Consider the following 14,807-nt stretch of genomic DNA (forward strand, 5'->3'; position numbering starts at 1 on the left):
TAGGCCATTGCGCCCGCGCGTTCCGGCCACGTGACGCGCGGGCCGCCCGCCCTGCCTCGATCTCCGCCCAGCCTTATCCCGCCCGGCCCTCGCCACGTTTGTTCGGTATCGGACAGACGCATGGTCTGCTCCTTGCTGAAATGCATGCCGACAACGCATGCAGCGGGGACACCATGGGCGAATTCCTTCCTGACTATCTGATCCGCGAACAGGCGGCGGTCGGCGCGCTGGTCGTCTTCGGCGTGCTGCGCATCCTCGGCGCGATGGTCGCCTACGAGCGCGGATGGAGTATTGCGGTAGTCGGGAAATGCTTTATCGCGGCGGCAGTGCTGTACTGCCTGCCGCAGGTTTTCGATCTGCTCACGCAGATGGTCGGCACGCACGCGGCCGGCGCCGAACTCGAAGGCAAGGCCGCGGGCTGCGCGATCGCGTTGTTCTGCGCGCCGATTCTCGGTCACCGCCTCGGTCTCGAGTAAGCGCGCTTCGAGCCGGGCCGCGTGATGCGACTGACGCCTGCATTGCCGGAACGGGCGCGCGACGACGCGCCGTTTGCCTGAAGAGTAGTAGCGGGTGCGCTGGCCACAGCCAGGCGACCGTGTGTATTGCGCCGCACGTGCTTCGCAGTGCGGCGCTTTTTTATGCGGCTCGCCGCGCGTTCAACCGAGCGCAGCAAACGCCGGCACGGTGTGCGACAACGCGGCCGCGACGACGAACACACCGATCATCACGAGCGCTTCCAGATAGATCACGTTGACGAAGGTATGCGCATCCATCGTCGACGCGGTACGACGCAGCCGCGGCAGCGCCGAGGTGCGATTCAGCGCGCCGAGCACGAGCGCGAGCGCGACCAGTACGAGCTTCAATGTCAGCACATGGCCCCACGTGCTCCCCTGAATCGCTTCGAACGACCCGCCCGAGCCGCGCACGGCATTGAAGACGCCCGACAGCAACACCAACGCGACCGCGACGAGCGACACGTTCGACACCTGGGTCGCCGTGCGAATCAGCATGCCGCGCGCGGTTGATGCGCCGAGCGCCGGCAGCACCGCGAAGCCCGCGGCCATCGCGACACCGCCCCATACGCTCGTCGCGAGCACGTGCAGCGTCTGCATGCCGATCGCGGCCGACATCACGCCGGCATCCGCAGCATGACCGAGCGACGCCTTGCCCGCCGAGATCGCGAGCACCGCGAGCCACAGCAGCGTGTTACGCAGCATGCCCGTGCCATGGCTCAGCGCGGTCCCGAGCAGCACCAGCGCGCCACCGAACGCGACGCTCCAGCCATAGCCGACATGCGTTTGCGTCAGCACCATCGGCACCATGCCGAACGCCGCGGGCAACGCGACGCCGCTCATCGACGCCGCCTGATACAACAGCCAGCCGAGATCCGCGAGCACCAGCACGATGGTCGCCGCGAGCATCGAGCGATGTGCGCGCATCCAGCCGGGGCGCGCCGGTGAAGTGCCTTGCAGCCCGTCTTTCGCGAGCCAAGCGCCGAGTAGCGCCGAGCCAACGGCGAAGCCGAACGCGACGTTCATGAGCGCGGCCATTGCGACCTGCCCGATCCACAGTCCGTCGAAGTTCATTTGACGTTGAACGCGAAGTCGCCTTGCGTACGATGGCCATCGGTGGCCACCGCGACCCAGTGCACCGCATAGCGGCCGCTCGACAACTGAGGCAGCGCGAGGCGCATCTCGCGGGCGTCCGCGCTGTCGACCGTCGATGCGGTCGAAGCCGCGGACTTGCCGCTTCCATCGGCGAGTGTGATCTTGCTGAACGCCGGCTCGAGCGGCTCGGTGAAATGAATGGTCACGTCGGCGGGCGCGACGGCCTCGGCGTTCGCGGCCGGCACGCTCGAGATCGGATGCGCATGCGCGAACGCGGTGGATGACATGGCCAGCGCCACCGCGCCGGACATCAACGCTCGCAGCGTCGATGAGGAGAAATCGAATAGCTTCATGTAAGGCCGATAGCGGATGAGAACGAACGGAACAAAGCCGGGCCGACGACGCGCATCGTCTGCACGACGGCCGGCGAAGCCCGGAAGTGTACGCTTCGATGGCGCGCGCGGGGATCGGTTCAACCTTGCTTGATGAGACAAAGCTGTTGATCACGACGCGCGACGCAACTGAAGTCCCAAACTGGCAAACGCGACACACTGTCGCATGGCGGTCACACCTGGAACCGCATCTAATGCGGCAAATAGTCACCATTACCCTTCGATGATAGAATGCTGCGTCGCCGCAGCGACGGCTGTCCTTCACACCGAGCCGCCCGAAGTTCGGTCAGGTCCCCGATTCTGATGGAGTTACGCGTGTCTTCAAGACGCCTCTTCCGCCCGTTGCTTGCCCTTCTGCTGATCGGCTCCGCGGGTGTCTATAGCGCTGCGAAAGCGCAGACCCAACCGAAGGCCCCCGACACGATGGAAGCGCGCGTGCAAGGCTGCACGGCCTGCCACGGCTCGCATGGGCAAGGCACCGACAACGACTACTTCCCGCGTCTCGCGGGCAAACCGGCGGGATATCTGTTCAATCAGTTGCAGAACTTCCGTGAAGGGCGCCGCAAGTACCCGCCGATGAACTACCTCGTCACGTATCTCTCCGACGACTACCTGCATCAGATCGCCACCTTCTTCTCGCAGCAGCGCCCACCGTATCCGACGCCGGCCAAGCCGACGGCCTCCGCCTCCACGCTCGCGCGCGGTGAGCAGATCGTGCTGCATGGTGATGCGAACAAGCAGGTTCCCGCGTGCGCGGCCTGCCACGGCAAGGCACTGACCGGTATGGAACCGGCGATCCCGGGTCTCGTCGGCCTGCACGCCGACTACATCAGCGCGCAGCTCGGCTCATGGCGTTCGGGCACGCGTCGTGCGATCGCACCGGACTGCATGCACACCATCGCCACGCGCCTTAGCGACGAAGACGTGAACGCCGTCGCGGCCTGGCTTGCCACGCAGCAGGCTCCGCAAAACCCCGTGCCGGCTCCGGCCCGCTCCTTGAAGACTCCGCTTGCCTGCGGCAGCGAACCGCAATAAGGCGCCGGGAGAGACATTCAAATGAAACGCAAGTCTTTGTTCGCCCTCTCGGCAGTCGTCGTGGTCGCGGCCGCCGCACTCGTTCCCGTCCTGTGGTCGGGCGGCGACCATCTGCACAGCAGCGGCGCGGCCGTCGCGGCAACGCCCGCGGACCAGGCCGACCTGATCAAGAAGGGCGAGTACCTCGCCCGCGCCGGCGACTGTATCGCCTGCCATACCGTGCGCGGCGGCCAGCCGTTTGCGGGCGGCCTGCCGATGGCCACGCCGTTCGGCACGATGTTCACGCCGAACATCACGCCTGACGACCAGTACGGCATCGGCAAGTGGACCCAGGACGACTTCTATCGCGCGATGCACACCGGCCGCTCGAAAGATGGCAGCCTGCTCTATCCGGGCTTCCCGTTCACGAGCTACACGAAGGTCACGCGCGCCGACTCCGACGCGATCTACGCGTACCTGCGCTCGGTCACGCCGGTCAACGTACCGAGCCGTCCGCACGAACTGAAATTCCCGTTCAACCAGCGCAACATGCTGATCGGCTGGCGCACGCTGTTCTTCCGTGAAGGCGAGTTCAAGCCGGACCCGACCAAGTCGGTCGAATGGAACCGCGGTGCGTATCTGGTCGAAGGCCTCGGCCACTGCGGCATGTGCCATACGTCGATCAACGCGATGGGCGGCCCGGTCAGTTCGGCAGCGTTCGCGGGCGGTCTGATTCCGCTGCAGAACTGGTATGCGCCGTCGCTGACGTCGAACAGGGAAGCCGGCCTCGGCGACTGGGACCTGAAGGACATCGCCGATCTGCTGAAGACCGGCGTGTCGAACCGCGGCGCGGTGTTCGGTCCGATGGCCGAAGTGGTTCACAACAGCCTGCAGTATCTGTCGACCGAAGACATCAACGCGATGGCGACGTACCTGAAGACGATTCCGCAGAAGAGCGAAGCGCCGGAACCGCTGCAGCTCGAAACCTCGGAAAAGTTCGGCGGCGAACTGCTGAAGCAAGGTCAGAAGATCTACGCTGACAACTGCGCGAAGTGCCACGAAGACAATGGTCTCGGCCGTCCGCCGGCGTTCCCGCCGCTCGCGAACAACCAGTCGATCCAGATGCCGTCGGCGGTCAACCCGATCCGCATGGTGCTGAACGGTGGTTATCCGCCGAGCACGGACGCGAACCCGCATCCGTACGGCATGCCGCCGTTCGCACAGTCTCTGTCGAATCAGGAAGTCGCAGCGGTCGTGACGTACATTCGTATGTCCTGGGGCAACCACGGTACGGCCGTGTCGCCGCAGCAAGTGGCCGAGCTGCGTTCGGCGCCGCTCGACTAAGCAGGGTTTGACGTACCCTGGGCGCGGCCTGCGAGTTTCGCGGCCGCGCCCTTCGTTTTTTCAGGACCGGTATCATGTGGGCCTGTTTGTGTTGGCGGTCGCCTTCGTGGGACCGTGCAGGAGGAAAGAGTCGTGCCTGTCGGTGAGCGTTTGAACAGCATTACCCATCTCGTCGGCGCCGTGCTGTCGGTGGTGGGGCTGGCGGCGCTCGTCACGATGGGCGCGCTCGCCGGCGACGCGTACAAGGTCGTCAGCTTCAGCGTGTATGGTGCGATGCTGTTCGTGCTGTATGCGATCTCGACGCTGTATCACAGTGTCAGCCATCCGCGTCTGAAGGCGATTCTGCAGAAATGCGATCATTCGGCGATCTACCTGCTGATCGCCGGCAGCTACACGCCGTTCACGCTCGTCACGTTGCGTGGACCGTGGGGCTGGTCGCTATTCGGCGTGAGCTGGGGGCTCGCTGCCCTCGGCATCGTGCAGGAACTCACGCTCGGGCGACGCACCCGCAGCGTGTCGATGGTGCTATATGTGTTGATGGGATGGCTCGCGCTCGTAGCCGTCCGCCCGCTGGTGCAGGCGTTGCCGGCCGCGGGTACCGCGTGGCTCGTGGCCGGCGGCGTCATCTATAGCGCCGGCATCTATTTCTTCATCAACGACGAGCGCATCCGCCACGGACATGGTATCTGGCACCTGTTCGTACTGGCGGGCAGTCTGTGTCAATTCGTCAGTGTCGCGCGCTATGTCGCGTGACGTTCCACGGCGACGAATTGCAACTTAAGGCCAGTCGACGTGTCTGCATAGCGCGTTGAAACCATTCGGCACATCTGTGAGCGTGCCGCCGATTTCTCCGTGAACGGAACCGGGCTGCGGCCTCGCACACGCCATGCTGGCGTGTCGATGCCGCGCTGGTTTTTCCGCGTTGGGGTCCTATGGACTCAGCGGGGCCGTTCGCGAAACTGCATTGCAAAGAGCTTTTATGTCTTTTGATTCCCTCGGCTTGTCCGAACCGCTGGTCCGCGCTGTCAACGAACTCGGCTACACCAGTCCGACTCCGATCCAGAGTCAGGCGATCCCGGCCGTGCTCAACGGCGGCGATCTGCTCGCCGGCGCGCAAACCGGCACCGGCAAGACCGCCGGCTTCACGCTGCCGATCCTGCAGCGCCTGAATTCGATGGCGCCGGCCGCCGGCGGCAAGCGCGTGGTGCGCGCGCTGATCCTCACGCCGACACGCGAACTCGCCGCGCAGGTCGAAGAAAGCGTGCGTGCTTACGGCAAGTATCTGAAGCTGAAGTCGACCGTGATGTTCGGCGGTGTCGGCATCAATCCGCAGATCGATGCGTTGAAGCGCGGCGTCGATATCGTCGTCGCGACGCCGGGCCGTCTGCTCGACCATATGCAGCAGAAGACCATCGACCTGTCGCATCTCGAGATTCTCGTACTCGACGAAGCGGACCGCATGCTCGACATGGGCTTCATCCACGACATCAAGCGCGTGCTCGCGAAGCTGCCGCCGAAGCGCCAGAACCTGCTGTTCTCGGCGACCTTCTCCGACGAGATCAAGGCGCTCGCCGACAGCCTGCTCGACTCGCCGGCATTGATCGAAGTCGCGCGCCGCAACACGACGGCCGAAACGGTCGCGCAAAAGATTCACCCGGTCGATCGCGACCGCAAGCGCGAACTGCTCACGCATCTGATCCGTCAGCACAGCTGGTTCCAGGTGCTCGTGTTCACGCGCACCAAGCACGGCGCGAACCGCCTCGCCGAACAGTTGACGAAGGACGGCATCAGCGCGCTCGCAATCCACGGCAACAAGAGCCAATCGGCCCGCACGCGCGCGCTCGCCGAGTTCAAGGACGGCACGCTGCAAGTGCTGGTGGCGACCGACATCGCCGCACGCGGCATCGATATCGATCAGCTGCCGCACGTGGTCAACTTCGATCTGCCGAACGTGCCGGAAGACTACGTGCACCGCATCGGCCGCACCGGTCGCGCGGGCGCGACGGGCGAGGCGGTGTCGCTCGTGTGCGTCGATGAACTGCAGTTGCTGAAGGACATCGAGAAGCTGATCAAGCGTCCGGTCCCGCAGGAAGTGATCGCCGGTTTCGAGCCGGACCCGACCGCGAAGCCGGAGCCGATCCAGCGACGCGGCCAGGGCGGCGGCGGGCGTTCGCCGCGCCAGGGACAAGGCGCCGGGCGCCGTGACGGCGGTGCTGGTGGTGGCGCATCGGCCAAGCCGGCTCAAGGCTCCGGTCAGCGTTCGGGACAGCGTGCGTCGAATGCTCAGCCCGCGCCGCGGCCGCAAGGTGCGAAGCCGGCCGGCAATGGCGGTCAGCCGCGTCGCGATATGCAGCGGCACGACGATCGGCCGCGTGCGGCCGCGCACGATGGCGCTCCCGCGCACCAAGCGCCGCGCAAGCCGCAAGGCAATCGTTCGTCCAACGGCAATCCGGGCGCGTTGCTCGGCGGCGGCGTGAAGCGCAACGATGCGCCGCGCGGCGCGCAACCGTCGCGCAACGGCGACCGCGGCCGTTAAGCGTCGCTCCGCCTAAAGGCTGCCGGCGCATCAGCCATTTAGCGCTTCCTGCTCGAAGACTAACGGCTGCTCGCGGCGGCAGCCCGCTTCAAATGCTCGATCTGCTGTTCCCATCGCTCGAGCACCGCATTCCCCTCTCCCTGCAATTCGAACGTGATGCCGCCCGTCAGGCGCGCATAACGGACGCTTTGCGCTTCCGCTGTGTCGATCGAGCCGAGCAGATAGACGAGGCCGCTGTCGTCGCCCGCAACCTCGGGCAGCGGCACAACACGCAACTGCACCTGATAGAACGCCGCATCGCAGACGAAGCTCAGCGCCGCGCGCCCGCTTTGCGCAATCGCGCGTGTCGCGCGCGCTTGCGGCCAGAGCGCAATGCACAGCGTGCGCGAGTCGGGTGCATAGAGTTCGCCGACGCTCAGCAGCGATGTGCGCACGTGCCCGTTCGCATCGACGCTCAACAGCGACGCGGTGAAGCCCGCCTTGTCCGCAAGCGACGACCCGTCGAACAATGCGCGCACGTTGGCCGGCCATTCGTCGAACACGTTCTGCTCGAGCGGACGCGCGGACGTAGATGCGGAGGAGGAATCGCTCATGCCATCGATCCAGTCGAAGTAGTCGGTAAAGCACAATCATGCCTCGAAAAAAGCCAAGCCCGCATCAGCGGGCTTGGCTTTCTGATTCTCCTCGAAGGCTCAGCGAAAGAACACATGCTGGGTGATCTTCGCGAGCGGATAATGCACACCCGGCTGAATGCGCGCCGGCAGATCGAGCGGCTTGAGCAGCATCTTCACGCACATGTCGGCGGACAGATTGCGCCGCACCAGCTTATTGATGCGCGCCGCGCGCTCACGGTTATACGCGGAGTCGTGCACGCGCTCCGGATAGCGAATCGCGAACACGTGGCGCAATGCGATCTCCGAATCTTCGTTCTTGATTTCCATCACGCGACGCATCAACGCGCCGAGCACCGCGAGCCGGCCATTGCCCTCAATCCGGTTGTACTTCTTGAAGTACTTGAAAAAGTGTTTGTAGTGGCGGACTTCGTCGGTGCGGATGTTGTCGGTGATCTGCTTGAGCACCGCCTCGTCCGAGCATTCGTTGATCGCTCGATACAGCGTCGCGGTACCCGTTTCGACGACGCAACGCGCGACCATCTCCAGCGCGCGGGTCTTTTCGAAATCCTCGACCGAGCAAGTCAGCGAATATTCGCCCATGAAATTGCGGAACGCGGTGTGCCAGTCGAACTCGGGCCATACGTACGCGATATAGGTCTGCAGCGCCCGGCCGTGCTGCATTTCCTCGGGCTCCCACTCGTGGTTGAGCCAGGCCGAGACCTCAGGGTCGTCGTTGAAAAATGTACTCAGATTGCTGGTGTAGAGATCGGTGCCGCTTTCGATGAACGAAGCAGCGCACAGCAACAGCAGCAGGTCTTCGTTGGCCGCAGCCTTCTGCCGGTCGATGCGAGTCAGATCGATGTCCTCGATCCGCCAGGGCATGACATGGTTCAGCTCCGTGTGCATTGTGTCTTGCTCCCATGCTGTACCGACCCGTGGAGTTCTTCGCAACCGCCCCCGCGCTCGCCGTGATGTTCTCCGTGCCGGATACAACGCCGTGAATTAGAGTTGGGCCCTTGTACTCTGCATGTTAGCCGGAGATATCCGACCATGCAGTTCACACAGCACAGACCATGCCGCAACGACGCAGTTCCGATTCCAAGATAGTCGAAATCTTGCCGCGTATTAAAACGATGTGCGCAAGGCAAAAAAAAGCCAGCCCAAAAGGCTGGCTTTTCGGACAAACACCAGGTCCGGCGGGGTTGGGGCACGGGCGCCCCAAGTGGCCGCCCTCTTCCTCAGGCATCAGGCAGGTTGTACCTCGCCCGAGACGGGGCGCTCGCGACGCATGCGCAGCGGAACGATGATCAGCGATACGCCCGAAAGCACCGCCGCAAGCAGCACGTAATAACTCGGCGCGAGTTTGTCGCCGGTCAAATGAATGAAGGTTTCGACGATGGTCGGCGCGAAGCCGCCGAAGATCGTCACGCCGATGCTGTAACCGATTGAAAGGCCAGTAGAGCGCACCCGGGTCGGGAAGATCTCCGACATCAGCGCGGGCATCGGCCCCGAGTACGAGGCCTTGAAAATCCCGGCGACGCCTTGCAGCACGAGCAGCCAGCCAATCGTCGGATGGGTCTGCAACCATGCGAACATCGGATAGATCAGCAGGCCCATCAGGATCGACGTGCTCAGCATGATGCGAATTCGGCCGATGCGATCGGACAGCGCGCCGATGATCGGCGAGAAGATGAACTGCATGCCGCCGTTCAGCACGACCACGCCGAACGACGCGGCCGCCGCCATATGCAGTTGCTTGACCGCGTAGAGCGGCATATAGAGCTGCAGCACGTACACCCCGACCGTCGACTGCGCAACGATACCGATCGCGAGCAGCAGGTTGACCCACTGATTCGAGAACGACGCGTCCTTCGAACCGTTCACGGCCTTGGGTTCGCCAGCCGCTTCGCTAGCCGCGCGCTCTTCACGCAATGCGAGGAATTCGGGCGTCTCGTCGAGATGCGAGCGGATGTAGTAGCCGACCGGCCCGACCAGCAGACCGAACACGAACGGCACACGCCAGCCCCAACTGTTCAGATGCTCGGCCGGCAGCCACGCGGTCAGCAGCGAACCGAAGGCTGCCGCGGTGATCGCCGCGAGACCCTGGCTTGCGAACTGCCAGCTCGCGTAGTAGCCGCGCCGCGTCGCGCTGTGTTCGACCATGAACGCGGTCGCGCTGCCGAACTCGCCGCCGACCGCGAAGCCCTGCACGAGCCGCGCGAACAGCACCAGCAGCGGCGCCGCGAGACCGATCGTCGAAAACGGCGGCATCACGGCCATCGTGAAAGTACCGACCATCATCAGCGCGATCGCAAGCGTCAGCGCCGCCTTGCGGCCCTTGCGGTCGCCGTACACGCCGAGCACGATCGCGCCGAGCGGGCGCATCAGGAACGAGATGCCGAAGGTGGCGATCGCGAGCAGCGTCGACAGCCACTCGTCCTGCATCGGGAAGAACTGTTTCGCGATGACCGTCGCGAAGTAGCCATAGACCAGGAAGTCGAACCACTCGAGCGCGTTACCGATCGACGACGAGAAAACGATCCGCCGCACCATTGCTTTCGAAAGCGGCGCGGCGTGAGGAGAAGCGCTTGTCGCATGCGACGCGGGGGTGTGCATGATGGTCTCCTGCTTGTCTGCTGCGTGATTGCTGTGTTGGGCGCGGCTTCGCCTGCATCGGCGAGGCGGCTGGTGGGCGGGCAATAGCGCGGCATATGGAATGCCGCGCTTTCATTGCCTGTTGCCCGGTGTCTGAGCTGAGCTGGGCTCCGGCGTGGACCCCAGCTCCGCGCGTTGCCTCGTCGTGGCCTAGAAGCCGGCCGCGAGACCGTCGCGGCGGCTGTCGCTAGCCGCCACGTAGCCGCGCTCCGGCTCGTTGCGATCGAGCTTCCAGATGAACTGGCCGGAGCCGAAGTCCATGTACGGATCGTCGACCGACTTGATCGTGTGGCCGAGCTTCTGCAAGCCCTCGGTGGTCTTCGGATCGACCGTCGACTCGATATCGACCGTGAAGTCGCGGTTGACCTTCCAGCGCGGCGCATCGCACGCGGCCTGCGGCTGCTGAGCGTAGTCGAGCATGCGCACCACGGTCTGCAGATGACCTTGCGGCTGCATGTCACCGCCCATCACGCCGAAGCTCATCACCCCTTCCTGCCGGCCGTTCACCTGCTGCGTGAGGAATGCCGGAATGATCGTGTGAAACGGCCGCTTGCCGCCCTCGACGACGTTCGGCGACTTCGGGTCCATCGAGAAGCCGCAGCCGCGGTTCTGCAGCGCGATGCCGCTGTCGGGCACCACGACACCCGAGCCGAAGCCCATGTAGTTCGACTGGATGAAGCTGACCATCATGCCGCTCTCGTCCGCGGCCGACATGTAGATCGTGCCGCCCGCCTTCGGCATGCCGAAGTCGAAGTGGGTCGCGCGCTTCGGGTCGATCAGCTTCGCGCGCGAGCTCAGATACGCGTCGTCGAGCATCTGCTCGGGCGTGACTTCCATCGAGCGCGGATCGGCGACGTAGCGATACAGATCGGCAAACGCGAGCTTCATCGCTTCGATCTGCAGATGCTGCGACTCGACGCTGTCGACCTTCAGCGACTTCACGTCGAACTTTTCGAGGATGCCGAGCGCAACCAGCGCCGCGATGCCCTGGCCGTTCGGCGGAATCTCGTGCACGGTGTAGCCGCGATAGTCCTTGCCGATCGGCTCGACCCAGTCAGCGCGGTAGTTGCGCAGATCGTCGGCGGTCAGCGCGCCGCCGCCTGCGCGCGCGAAAGCGGCGATCCGCTCGGCGATCTCGCCTTCGTAGAACGCACGCGGGCCTTGCTCGGCGATGAGGCGCAGCGTCTTCGCGTGACCGGGGAAGCGCACCAGCTCGCTGACCTCGGGCGCACGGCCGCGCGGCATGAAGGTCTGCGCGAAGCCCGGCTGATCCTTCAGCTCCGGCACCGCGGCCGCCCACTTGTACGCGACGATGCTCGCCACTGCGTGACCGCGCTCGGCGATCTGGATGGCCGGCTCCATCAGGTCGGCGAACGGCAGCTTGCCGAACTTCCGGTGCAGCGCTTCCCAGCCGGCGATCACACCCGGCACCGTGACCGCATCCCAGCCGCGCTTCGGCTGCTGCGCGAGGCCGTTTTCCTCGCCGTATTTGCGCCTGAAGTAATCGACGTTCCACGCGGCCGGCGCTACGCCCGACGCGTTCAGACCATGCAGCTTCTTGCCGTCCCACACGAGCGCGAACGCGTCGCCACCCAGGCCGCACGACACCGGCTCGACCACCGTGATCGCGGCGGCGGCCGCGATGGCCGCATCGACGGCATTGCCGCCCTTCCACAGCATGCGCAGCCCGGCTTGCGCGGCGAGCGGGTGCGAGGTCGAAACGATATTGCGTGCGAATACGGGCAGACGTTTCGTCGGATACGGGTTTTGCCAGTTGCTGAAGCCAGTCATGTCGAACACTCTCGAAAGCGCGGGCCGGCACGAAAAAGTCGCCGGACATCAGGGGAAAGGTTGTAAAGCAGGTCAATCGCGAAACCCAGGATTGCATCGCGAAGCGCGCCAAAAAACAAATTCATTTATTAAATGAATAAATGCGTAATGCGCCTGAATGAGGGGGATCGAGCAAATCCGGCGTGCTCGCGGCGAATCCAGCGGACTGCGCCAGTTGGCGGACAAGGGGCGCGATGGTCTTACAATAGCCGCAACCGCGTTCGTCGACGGCCGGCCATCGGCCAGCCGCCTGATGACGGCGACGGACCGCGCCGACACAACAGCCACGACACACCACACATGACACGAGACCCCCGCCTGACTCTCAACGCCCGGCAACAGGAATTGCTGGAGTGGGTGCAACGCGACGGCTTCGTGACCGTGGACGACCTCGCGAGCCACTTCGACGTCACCCCGCAGACGATCCGCCGCGACGTCAACTGGCTCGCCGATATGAACCTGCTGCGCCGCTATCACGGCGGAGCCAGTCTGCCGACCAGTTCCGAGAACGTTTCCTACACCGCGCGCCAGCGCATGTTCCATGAAGAGAAGCGACGCATCGCGGCGCTGGTGGCCACTCACATTCCGGATCAGGCATCGCTGTTCATCAATCTCGGCACGACCACCGAGGAAGTGGCACGGGCGCTGAACCGTCACCGCGGCTTGCGCGTGATCACGAACAATCTGAACGTCGCGAGCATGATGAGCGGCTACCCGGACTGCGAAGTGCTAGTGACGGGCGGCATCGTGCGGCCGTGGGACAAGGGCATCGTCGGTGAGCTGGCGATCGATTTCATCCGCCAGTTCAAGGTCGATTTCGCGATCATCGGCACGTCGAGCATCGAAACGGACGGTACGCTGCGCGATTTCGACACGCGCGAAGTGCGTGTCGCCGAGGCGATCATCGAGCACGCGCGCACCGTTTTCCTCGCCGCCGATCACTCCAAGTTTGGCCGTCCCGCGCTAGTTCGCCAGGGACATCTGGAGCAGATCGACGCGCTGTTCACCGACGCCACCCCGCCCGCCGACATGGCCGAAGCGCTGAACGCCGCGAATTGTCAAATCTACATCGCCGGATAATTCCAGGCGTTCTCCGCCATGCTGCGGTGCACGCAAAACCTCGCGTGAAATCAAGAATTTGGCCGCAGGGCCGGACCGCCTATCGTGCGGCCAATTGTCAAATGGAAAATTAACGGGGACCAGGTTGGCGTTTCATCGGTGCTCGCCTACACTCCAGTTCCCCAGCGTACGTTGCGAGTTTCGCACGGCGTCGGTTGTGTGAATCTGTCGTGTAAGCCGTACCTCCCGCCCTGATCTTCAGCGGACCCCCGCCCCGGCCCAAGGCCGACTGCAAGGCTGTCCGCCATTTGCTGACATGGAGAGAACGATGCTGAGTCCGCATGAATTCGCCACGTTGTTGCTCGTCAAGGACGCCCCCAACCAGGTCGAAATGGACCGAGAAGAACTCGACGCGTTGCTCGAACGCCAACTGGTGCAACTCGAACGCCTCGCATCGGGCAACGAAGAATGGCGCGTGACGGAAACCGGCGACACCGCATTGCGGGCCATAAAACGTTATTCCTGAATGATCCCTGCAGTTGACAGCGGGCCGCCTTCGCGGCCCTTTGTTGTGCGCATCTCATTTACACAGTAAATTTACGCGACGGACTTCCCACCCTCGCGCATGCCAAAGACGCTCTCCGCCGACGACATACAGCAGTTTCGCGAAGCGATGCGACGCGTCGCGGAAAACGCGTTCGCTACCCGCGGCGCGCAAGGCGTGACGATGCGCGAGCTGGCGAAGGAGCTCGGCTGCAGCGCGATGACACCGTATCGCTACTTCCGCGACAAGGAAGAGATTCTGGCGATGGTCCGCGCCGCCGCGTTCAACCGCTTCGCCGCGCGCCTCGAAGCGGCCGCGAAAGCGATCCCCGCGACCGCCCCCGCCATCGATCACAGCGCCGTCAGCCGGGCCTATGTCGACTTCGCGCTCGATGAGCCGCACGCCTACCGTTTGATGTTCGATCAGACGCCGCAACAGCAAGGCGCTTACCCTGAACTGGCCGCGGCGTCGCAGCGCGCGTGGCGTCTGCTGGAAGCGCACTTCGAGCGGCTCGTCGAGGCGGGCGTTCTGGAAGGTGATCCGCGTCTGATCGGCTACGCGTACTGGACGAGCCTGCACGGCTTCACGATGCTCGCGCTCGTGAACCAGTTGCCGCCGCCGGCGGCACAACAGGCCGATTCCGCCGGCGACGGCGCACACGAGCCGTCGCGCGAAGCGGTGTTCGCGCAGATCCTGCGCATGTTGTGGCGCGGAGCGTTGTCGCCGCAAAAGTGAACCGGTGCGCCGGGCAGGAGGCGCGAGCGTCGGGCTCGCCAGTCACCCACTGCCGTTTAGCCGCTCCGCAAGGTCGGATCGACAGTCGCTCGCCAGCCGAGCGCTCTTGCGCGCTGCTCGTTGAAGAACTCGACCCACTGGTTGCGCACCTTCGGATCGCTGCTCGTCCCCTCGCTCGCATGGCGCTGCGCGATCGACGCCTGGAACGCGCAGAAGTCGTCGTTCGACAGCCGACCGCGCCGGTTTGCGACATACGCATCGAAGAACGTCTCATAGACGATCTGCGCGTCGTGACCGTAGTCGACGGTTTGCGGCGTGCACATCTTCTGCAACGCCTCGAACGACGTCGCGCCCCTCGTCCCTTCCAGACTCGGCGTGCTCACGCATCCTGCCAGAAGCGCGGCAGCGCCGATCATCAAAAATCCTCGCATTCATCACCTCGAAATGGCTGCTGCCAAGAGTATCGTCCGCGGTCGC

The 14,807-nt window shown here is 64.4% G+C and carries 15 protein-coding genes; 8 read left to right on the forward strand and 7 right to left on the reverse strand.

Features of this window, described 5'->3' with window-relative positions:
- The first annotated feature begins 173 nt into the window (after positions 1-173).
- Entirely contained in the window at positions 174-476 is a 303-nt protein-coding gene (locus AB3X89_RS14975; protein ID WP_368583991.1) for a hypothetical protein, read from the forward strand.
- Positions 477-656: 180 nt separating this feature from the next.
- Here AB3X89_RS14975 and AB3X89_RS14980 read toward each other — a convergent pair whose 3' ends face one another.
- Positions 657-1,586, reverse strand: coding sequence for a CopD family protein (locus tag AB3X89_RS14980; RefSeq protein WP_368583992.1), 930 nt, complete (start codon positions 1,584-1,586; stop codon positions 657-659).
- Positions 1,583-1,960 carry a copper homeostasis periplasmic binding protein CopC gene (copC, locus tag AB3X89_RS14985; RefSeq protein WP_368583993.1) on the reverse strand — a complete coding sequence of 126 codons (378 nt, stop codon included), beginning with the start codon at positions 1,958-1,960 and terminating at the stop codon, positions 1,583-1,585. Before copC ends, AB3X89_RS14980 begins: the two co-directional genes overlap by 4 nt.
- Positions 1,961-2,302: 342 nt before the next feature.
- On the opposite strand from copC, the gene AB3X89_RS14990 reads away from it, so the two are divergent.
- From AB3X89_RS14990 to AB3X89_RS15005, 4 genes are all read left to right on the forward strand, one after another.
- Positions 2,303-3,034: a c-type cytochrome gene (locus AB3X89_RS14990; protein WP_176380868.1), complete on the forward strand. Its 732-nt coding sequence runs from the start codon at positions 2,303-2,305 to the stop codon at positions 3,032-3,034.
- Between the two features lie 21 nt (positions 3,035-3,055).
- A complete protein-coding gene (locus AB3X89_RS14995; RefSeq protein ID WP_368583994.1) occupies positions 3,056-4,357 on the forward strand; it encodes a cytochrome c in 1,302 nt (433 codons plus the stop codon).
- Positions 4,358-4,489: 132 nt separating this feature from the next.
- Entirely contained in the window at positions 4,490-5,110 is a 621-nt protein-coding gene (locus AB3X89_RS15000) for a hemolysin III family protein (RefSeq protein WP_013090468.1), read from the forward strand.
- Positions 5,111-5,336: 226 nt separating this feature from the next.
- Complete coding sequence (locus AB3X89_RS15005) at positions 5,337-6,893, forward strand: DEAD/DEAH box helicase (protein ID WP_368583995.1); 1,557 nt, start codon at positions 5,337-5,339, stop codon at positions 6,891-6,893.
- A 59-nt stretch (positions 6,894-6,952) separates the two neighbouring features.
- On the opposite strand, the gene AB3X89_RS15010 is transcribed toward AB3X89_RS15005, so the two are convergent.
- The 4 genes from AB3X89_RS15010 to ggt all read right to left on the reverse strand — a co-directional run bounded on the left by AB3X89_RS15010 (position 6,953) and on the right by ggt (position 11,953).
- On the reverse strand, positions 6,953-7,486 hold the full coding sequence (locus tag AB3X89_RS15010; protein ID WP_368583996.1) for a hypothetical protein: 534 nt from the start codon (positions 7,484-7,486) through the stop codon (positions 6,953-6,955).
- Between the two features lie 99 nt (positions 7,487-7,585).
- Entirely contained in the window at positions 7,586-8,413 is an 828-nt protein-coding gene (locus tag AB3X89_RS15015; protein WP_368583997.1) for a ferritin-like domain-containing protein, read from the reverse strand.
- Positions 8,414-8,752: 339 nt separating this feature from the next.
- Complete coding sequence (locus AB3X89_RS15020; RefSeq protein WP_368583998.1) at positions 8,753-10,123, reverse strand: MFS transporter; 1,371 nt, start codon at positions 10,121-10,123, stop codon at positions 8,753-8,755.
- 189 nt (positions 10,124-10,312) lie between these two features.
- Positions 10,313-11,953 carry a gamma-glutamyltransferase gene (gene ggt / locus AB3X89_RS15025; RefSeq protein WP_368583999.1) on the reverse strand — a complete coding sequence of 547 codons (1,641 nt, stop codon included), beginning with the start codon at positions 11,951-11,953 and terminating at the stop codon, positions 10,313-10,315.
- A gap of 339 nt (positions 11,954-12,292) precedes the next feature.
- Here ggt and AB3X89_RS15030 point away from each other — a divergent pair, with 339 nt between their 5' ends.
- From AB3X89_RS15030 to AB3X89_RS15040, 3 genes are all read left to right on the forward strand, one after another.
- Positions 12,293-13,072 carry a DeoR/GlpR family DNA-binding transcription regulator gene (locus AB3X89_RS15030; protein WP_368584000.1) on the forward strand — a complete coding sequence of 260 codons (780 nt, stop codon included), beginning with the start codon at positions 12,293-12,295 and terminating at the stop codon, positions 13,070-13,072.
- Positions 13,073-13,379: 307 nt separating this feature from the next.
- Complete coding sequence (locus AB3X89_RS15035; RefSeq protein ID WP_013090475.1) at positions 13,380-13,577, forward strand: hypothetical protein; 198 nt, start codon at positions 13,380-13,382, stop codon at positions 13,575-13,577.
- 99 nt (positions 13,578-13,676) lie between these two features.
- Positions 13,677-14,330 (forward strand): TetR/AcrR family transcriptional regulator, encoded by a 654-nt coding sequence (locus AB3X89_RS15040; protein WP_368584001.1) that lies wholly within the window; start codon positions 13,677-13,679, stop codon positions 14,328-14,330.
- Positions 14,331-14,386: 56 nt separating this feature from the next.
- Here AB3X89_RS15040 and AB3X89_RS15045 read toward each other — a convergent pair whose 3' ends face one another.
- Positions 14,387-14,746 carry a hypothetical protein gene (locus AB3X89_RS15045; protein ID WP_368584002.1) on the reverse strand — a complete coding sequence of 120 codons (360 nt, stop codon included), beginning with the start codon at positions 14,744-14,746 and terminating at the stop codon, positions 14,387-14,389.
- Positions 14,747-14,807 lie beyond the last annotated feature (61 nt).

The sequence above is a fragment of the Paraburkholderia sp. BR14320 genome (assembly GCF_040948665.1).
GTDB lineage: Bacteria > Pseudomonadota > Gammaproteobacteria > Burkholderiales > Burkholderiaceae > Paraburkholderia > Paraburkholderia youngii.

What these genes read in the sequence shown, in the direction of transcription:
- AB3X89_RS15040 (WP_368584001.1), top strand. Translation starts at nt 13,677, where the DNA reads ATGCCAAAGACGCTCTCCGCCGACGACATACAGCAGTTTCGCGAAGCG.
- copC (WP_368583993.1), bottom strand. Translation starts at nt 1,960, where the DNA reads ATGAAGCTATTCGATTTCTCCTCATCGACGCTGCGAGCGTTGATGTCC.
- AB3X89_RS14980 (WP_368583992.1), bottom strand. Translation starts at nt 1,586, where the DNA reads ATGAACTTCGACGGACTGTGGATCGGGCAGGTCGCAATGGCCGCGCTC.
- AB3X89_RS15010 (WP_368583996.1), bottom strand. Translation starts at nt 7,486, where the DNA reads ATGAGCGATTCCTCCTCCGCATCTACGTCCGCGCGTCCGCTCGAGCAG.
- AB3X89_RS14990 (WP_176380868.1), top strand. Translation starts at nt 2,303, where the DNA reads ATGGAGTTACGCGTGTCTTCAAGACGCCTCTTCCGCCCGTTGCTTGCC.
- ggt (WP_368583999.1), bottom strand. Translation starts at nt 11,953, where the DNA reads ATGACTGGCTTCAGCAACTGGCAAAACCCGTATCCGACGAAACGTCTG.
- AB3X89_RS15030 (WP_368584000.1), top strand. Translation starts at nt 12,293, where the DNA reads ATGACACGAGACCCCCGCCTGACTCTCAACGCCCGGCAACAGGAATTG.
- AB3X89_RS15015 (WP_368583997.1), bottom strand. Translation starts at nt 8,413, where the DNA reads ATGCACACGGAGCTGAACCATGTCATGCCCTGGCGGATCGAGGACATC.
- AB3X89_RS15045 (WP_368584002.1), bottom strand. Translation starts at nt 14,746, where the DNA reads ATGATCGGCGCTGCCGCGCTTCTGGCAGGATGCGTGAGCACGCCGAGT.
- AB3X89_RS15005 (WP_368583995.1), top strand. Translation starts at nt 5,337, where the DNA reads ATGTCTTTTGATTCCCTCGGCTTGTCCGAACCGCTGGTCCGCGCTGTC.
- AB3X89_RS15035 (WP_013090475.1), top strand. Translation starts at nt 13,380, where the DNA reads ATGCTGAGTCCGCATGAATTCGCCACGTTGTTGCTCGTCAAGGACGCC.
- AB3X89_RS15020 (WP_368583998.1), bottom strand. Translation starts at nt 10,123, where the DNA reads ATGCACACCCCCGCGTCGCATGCGACAAGCGCTTCTCCTCACGCCGCG.
- AB3X89_RS14995 (WP_368583994.1), top strand. Translation starts at nt 3,056, where the DNA reads ATGAAACGCAAGTCTTTGTTCGCCCTCTCGGCAGTCGTCGTGGTCGCG.
- AB3X89_RS14975 (WP_368583991.1), top strand. Translation starts at nt 174, where the DNA reads ATGGGCGAATTCCTTCCTGACTATCTGATCCGCGAACAGGCGGCGGTC.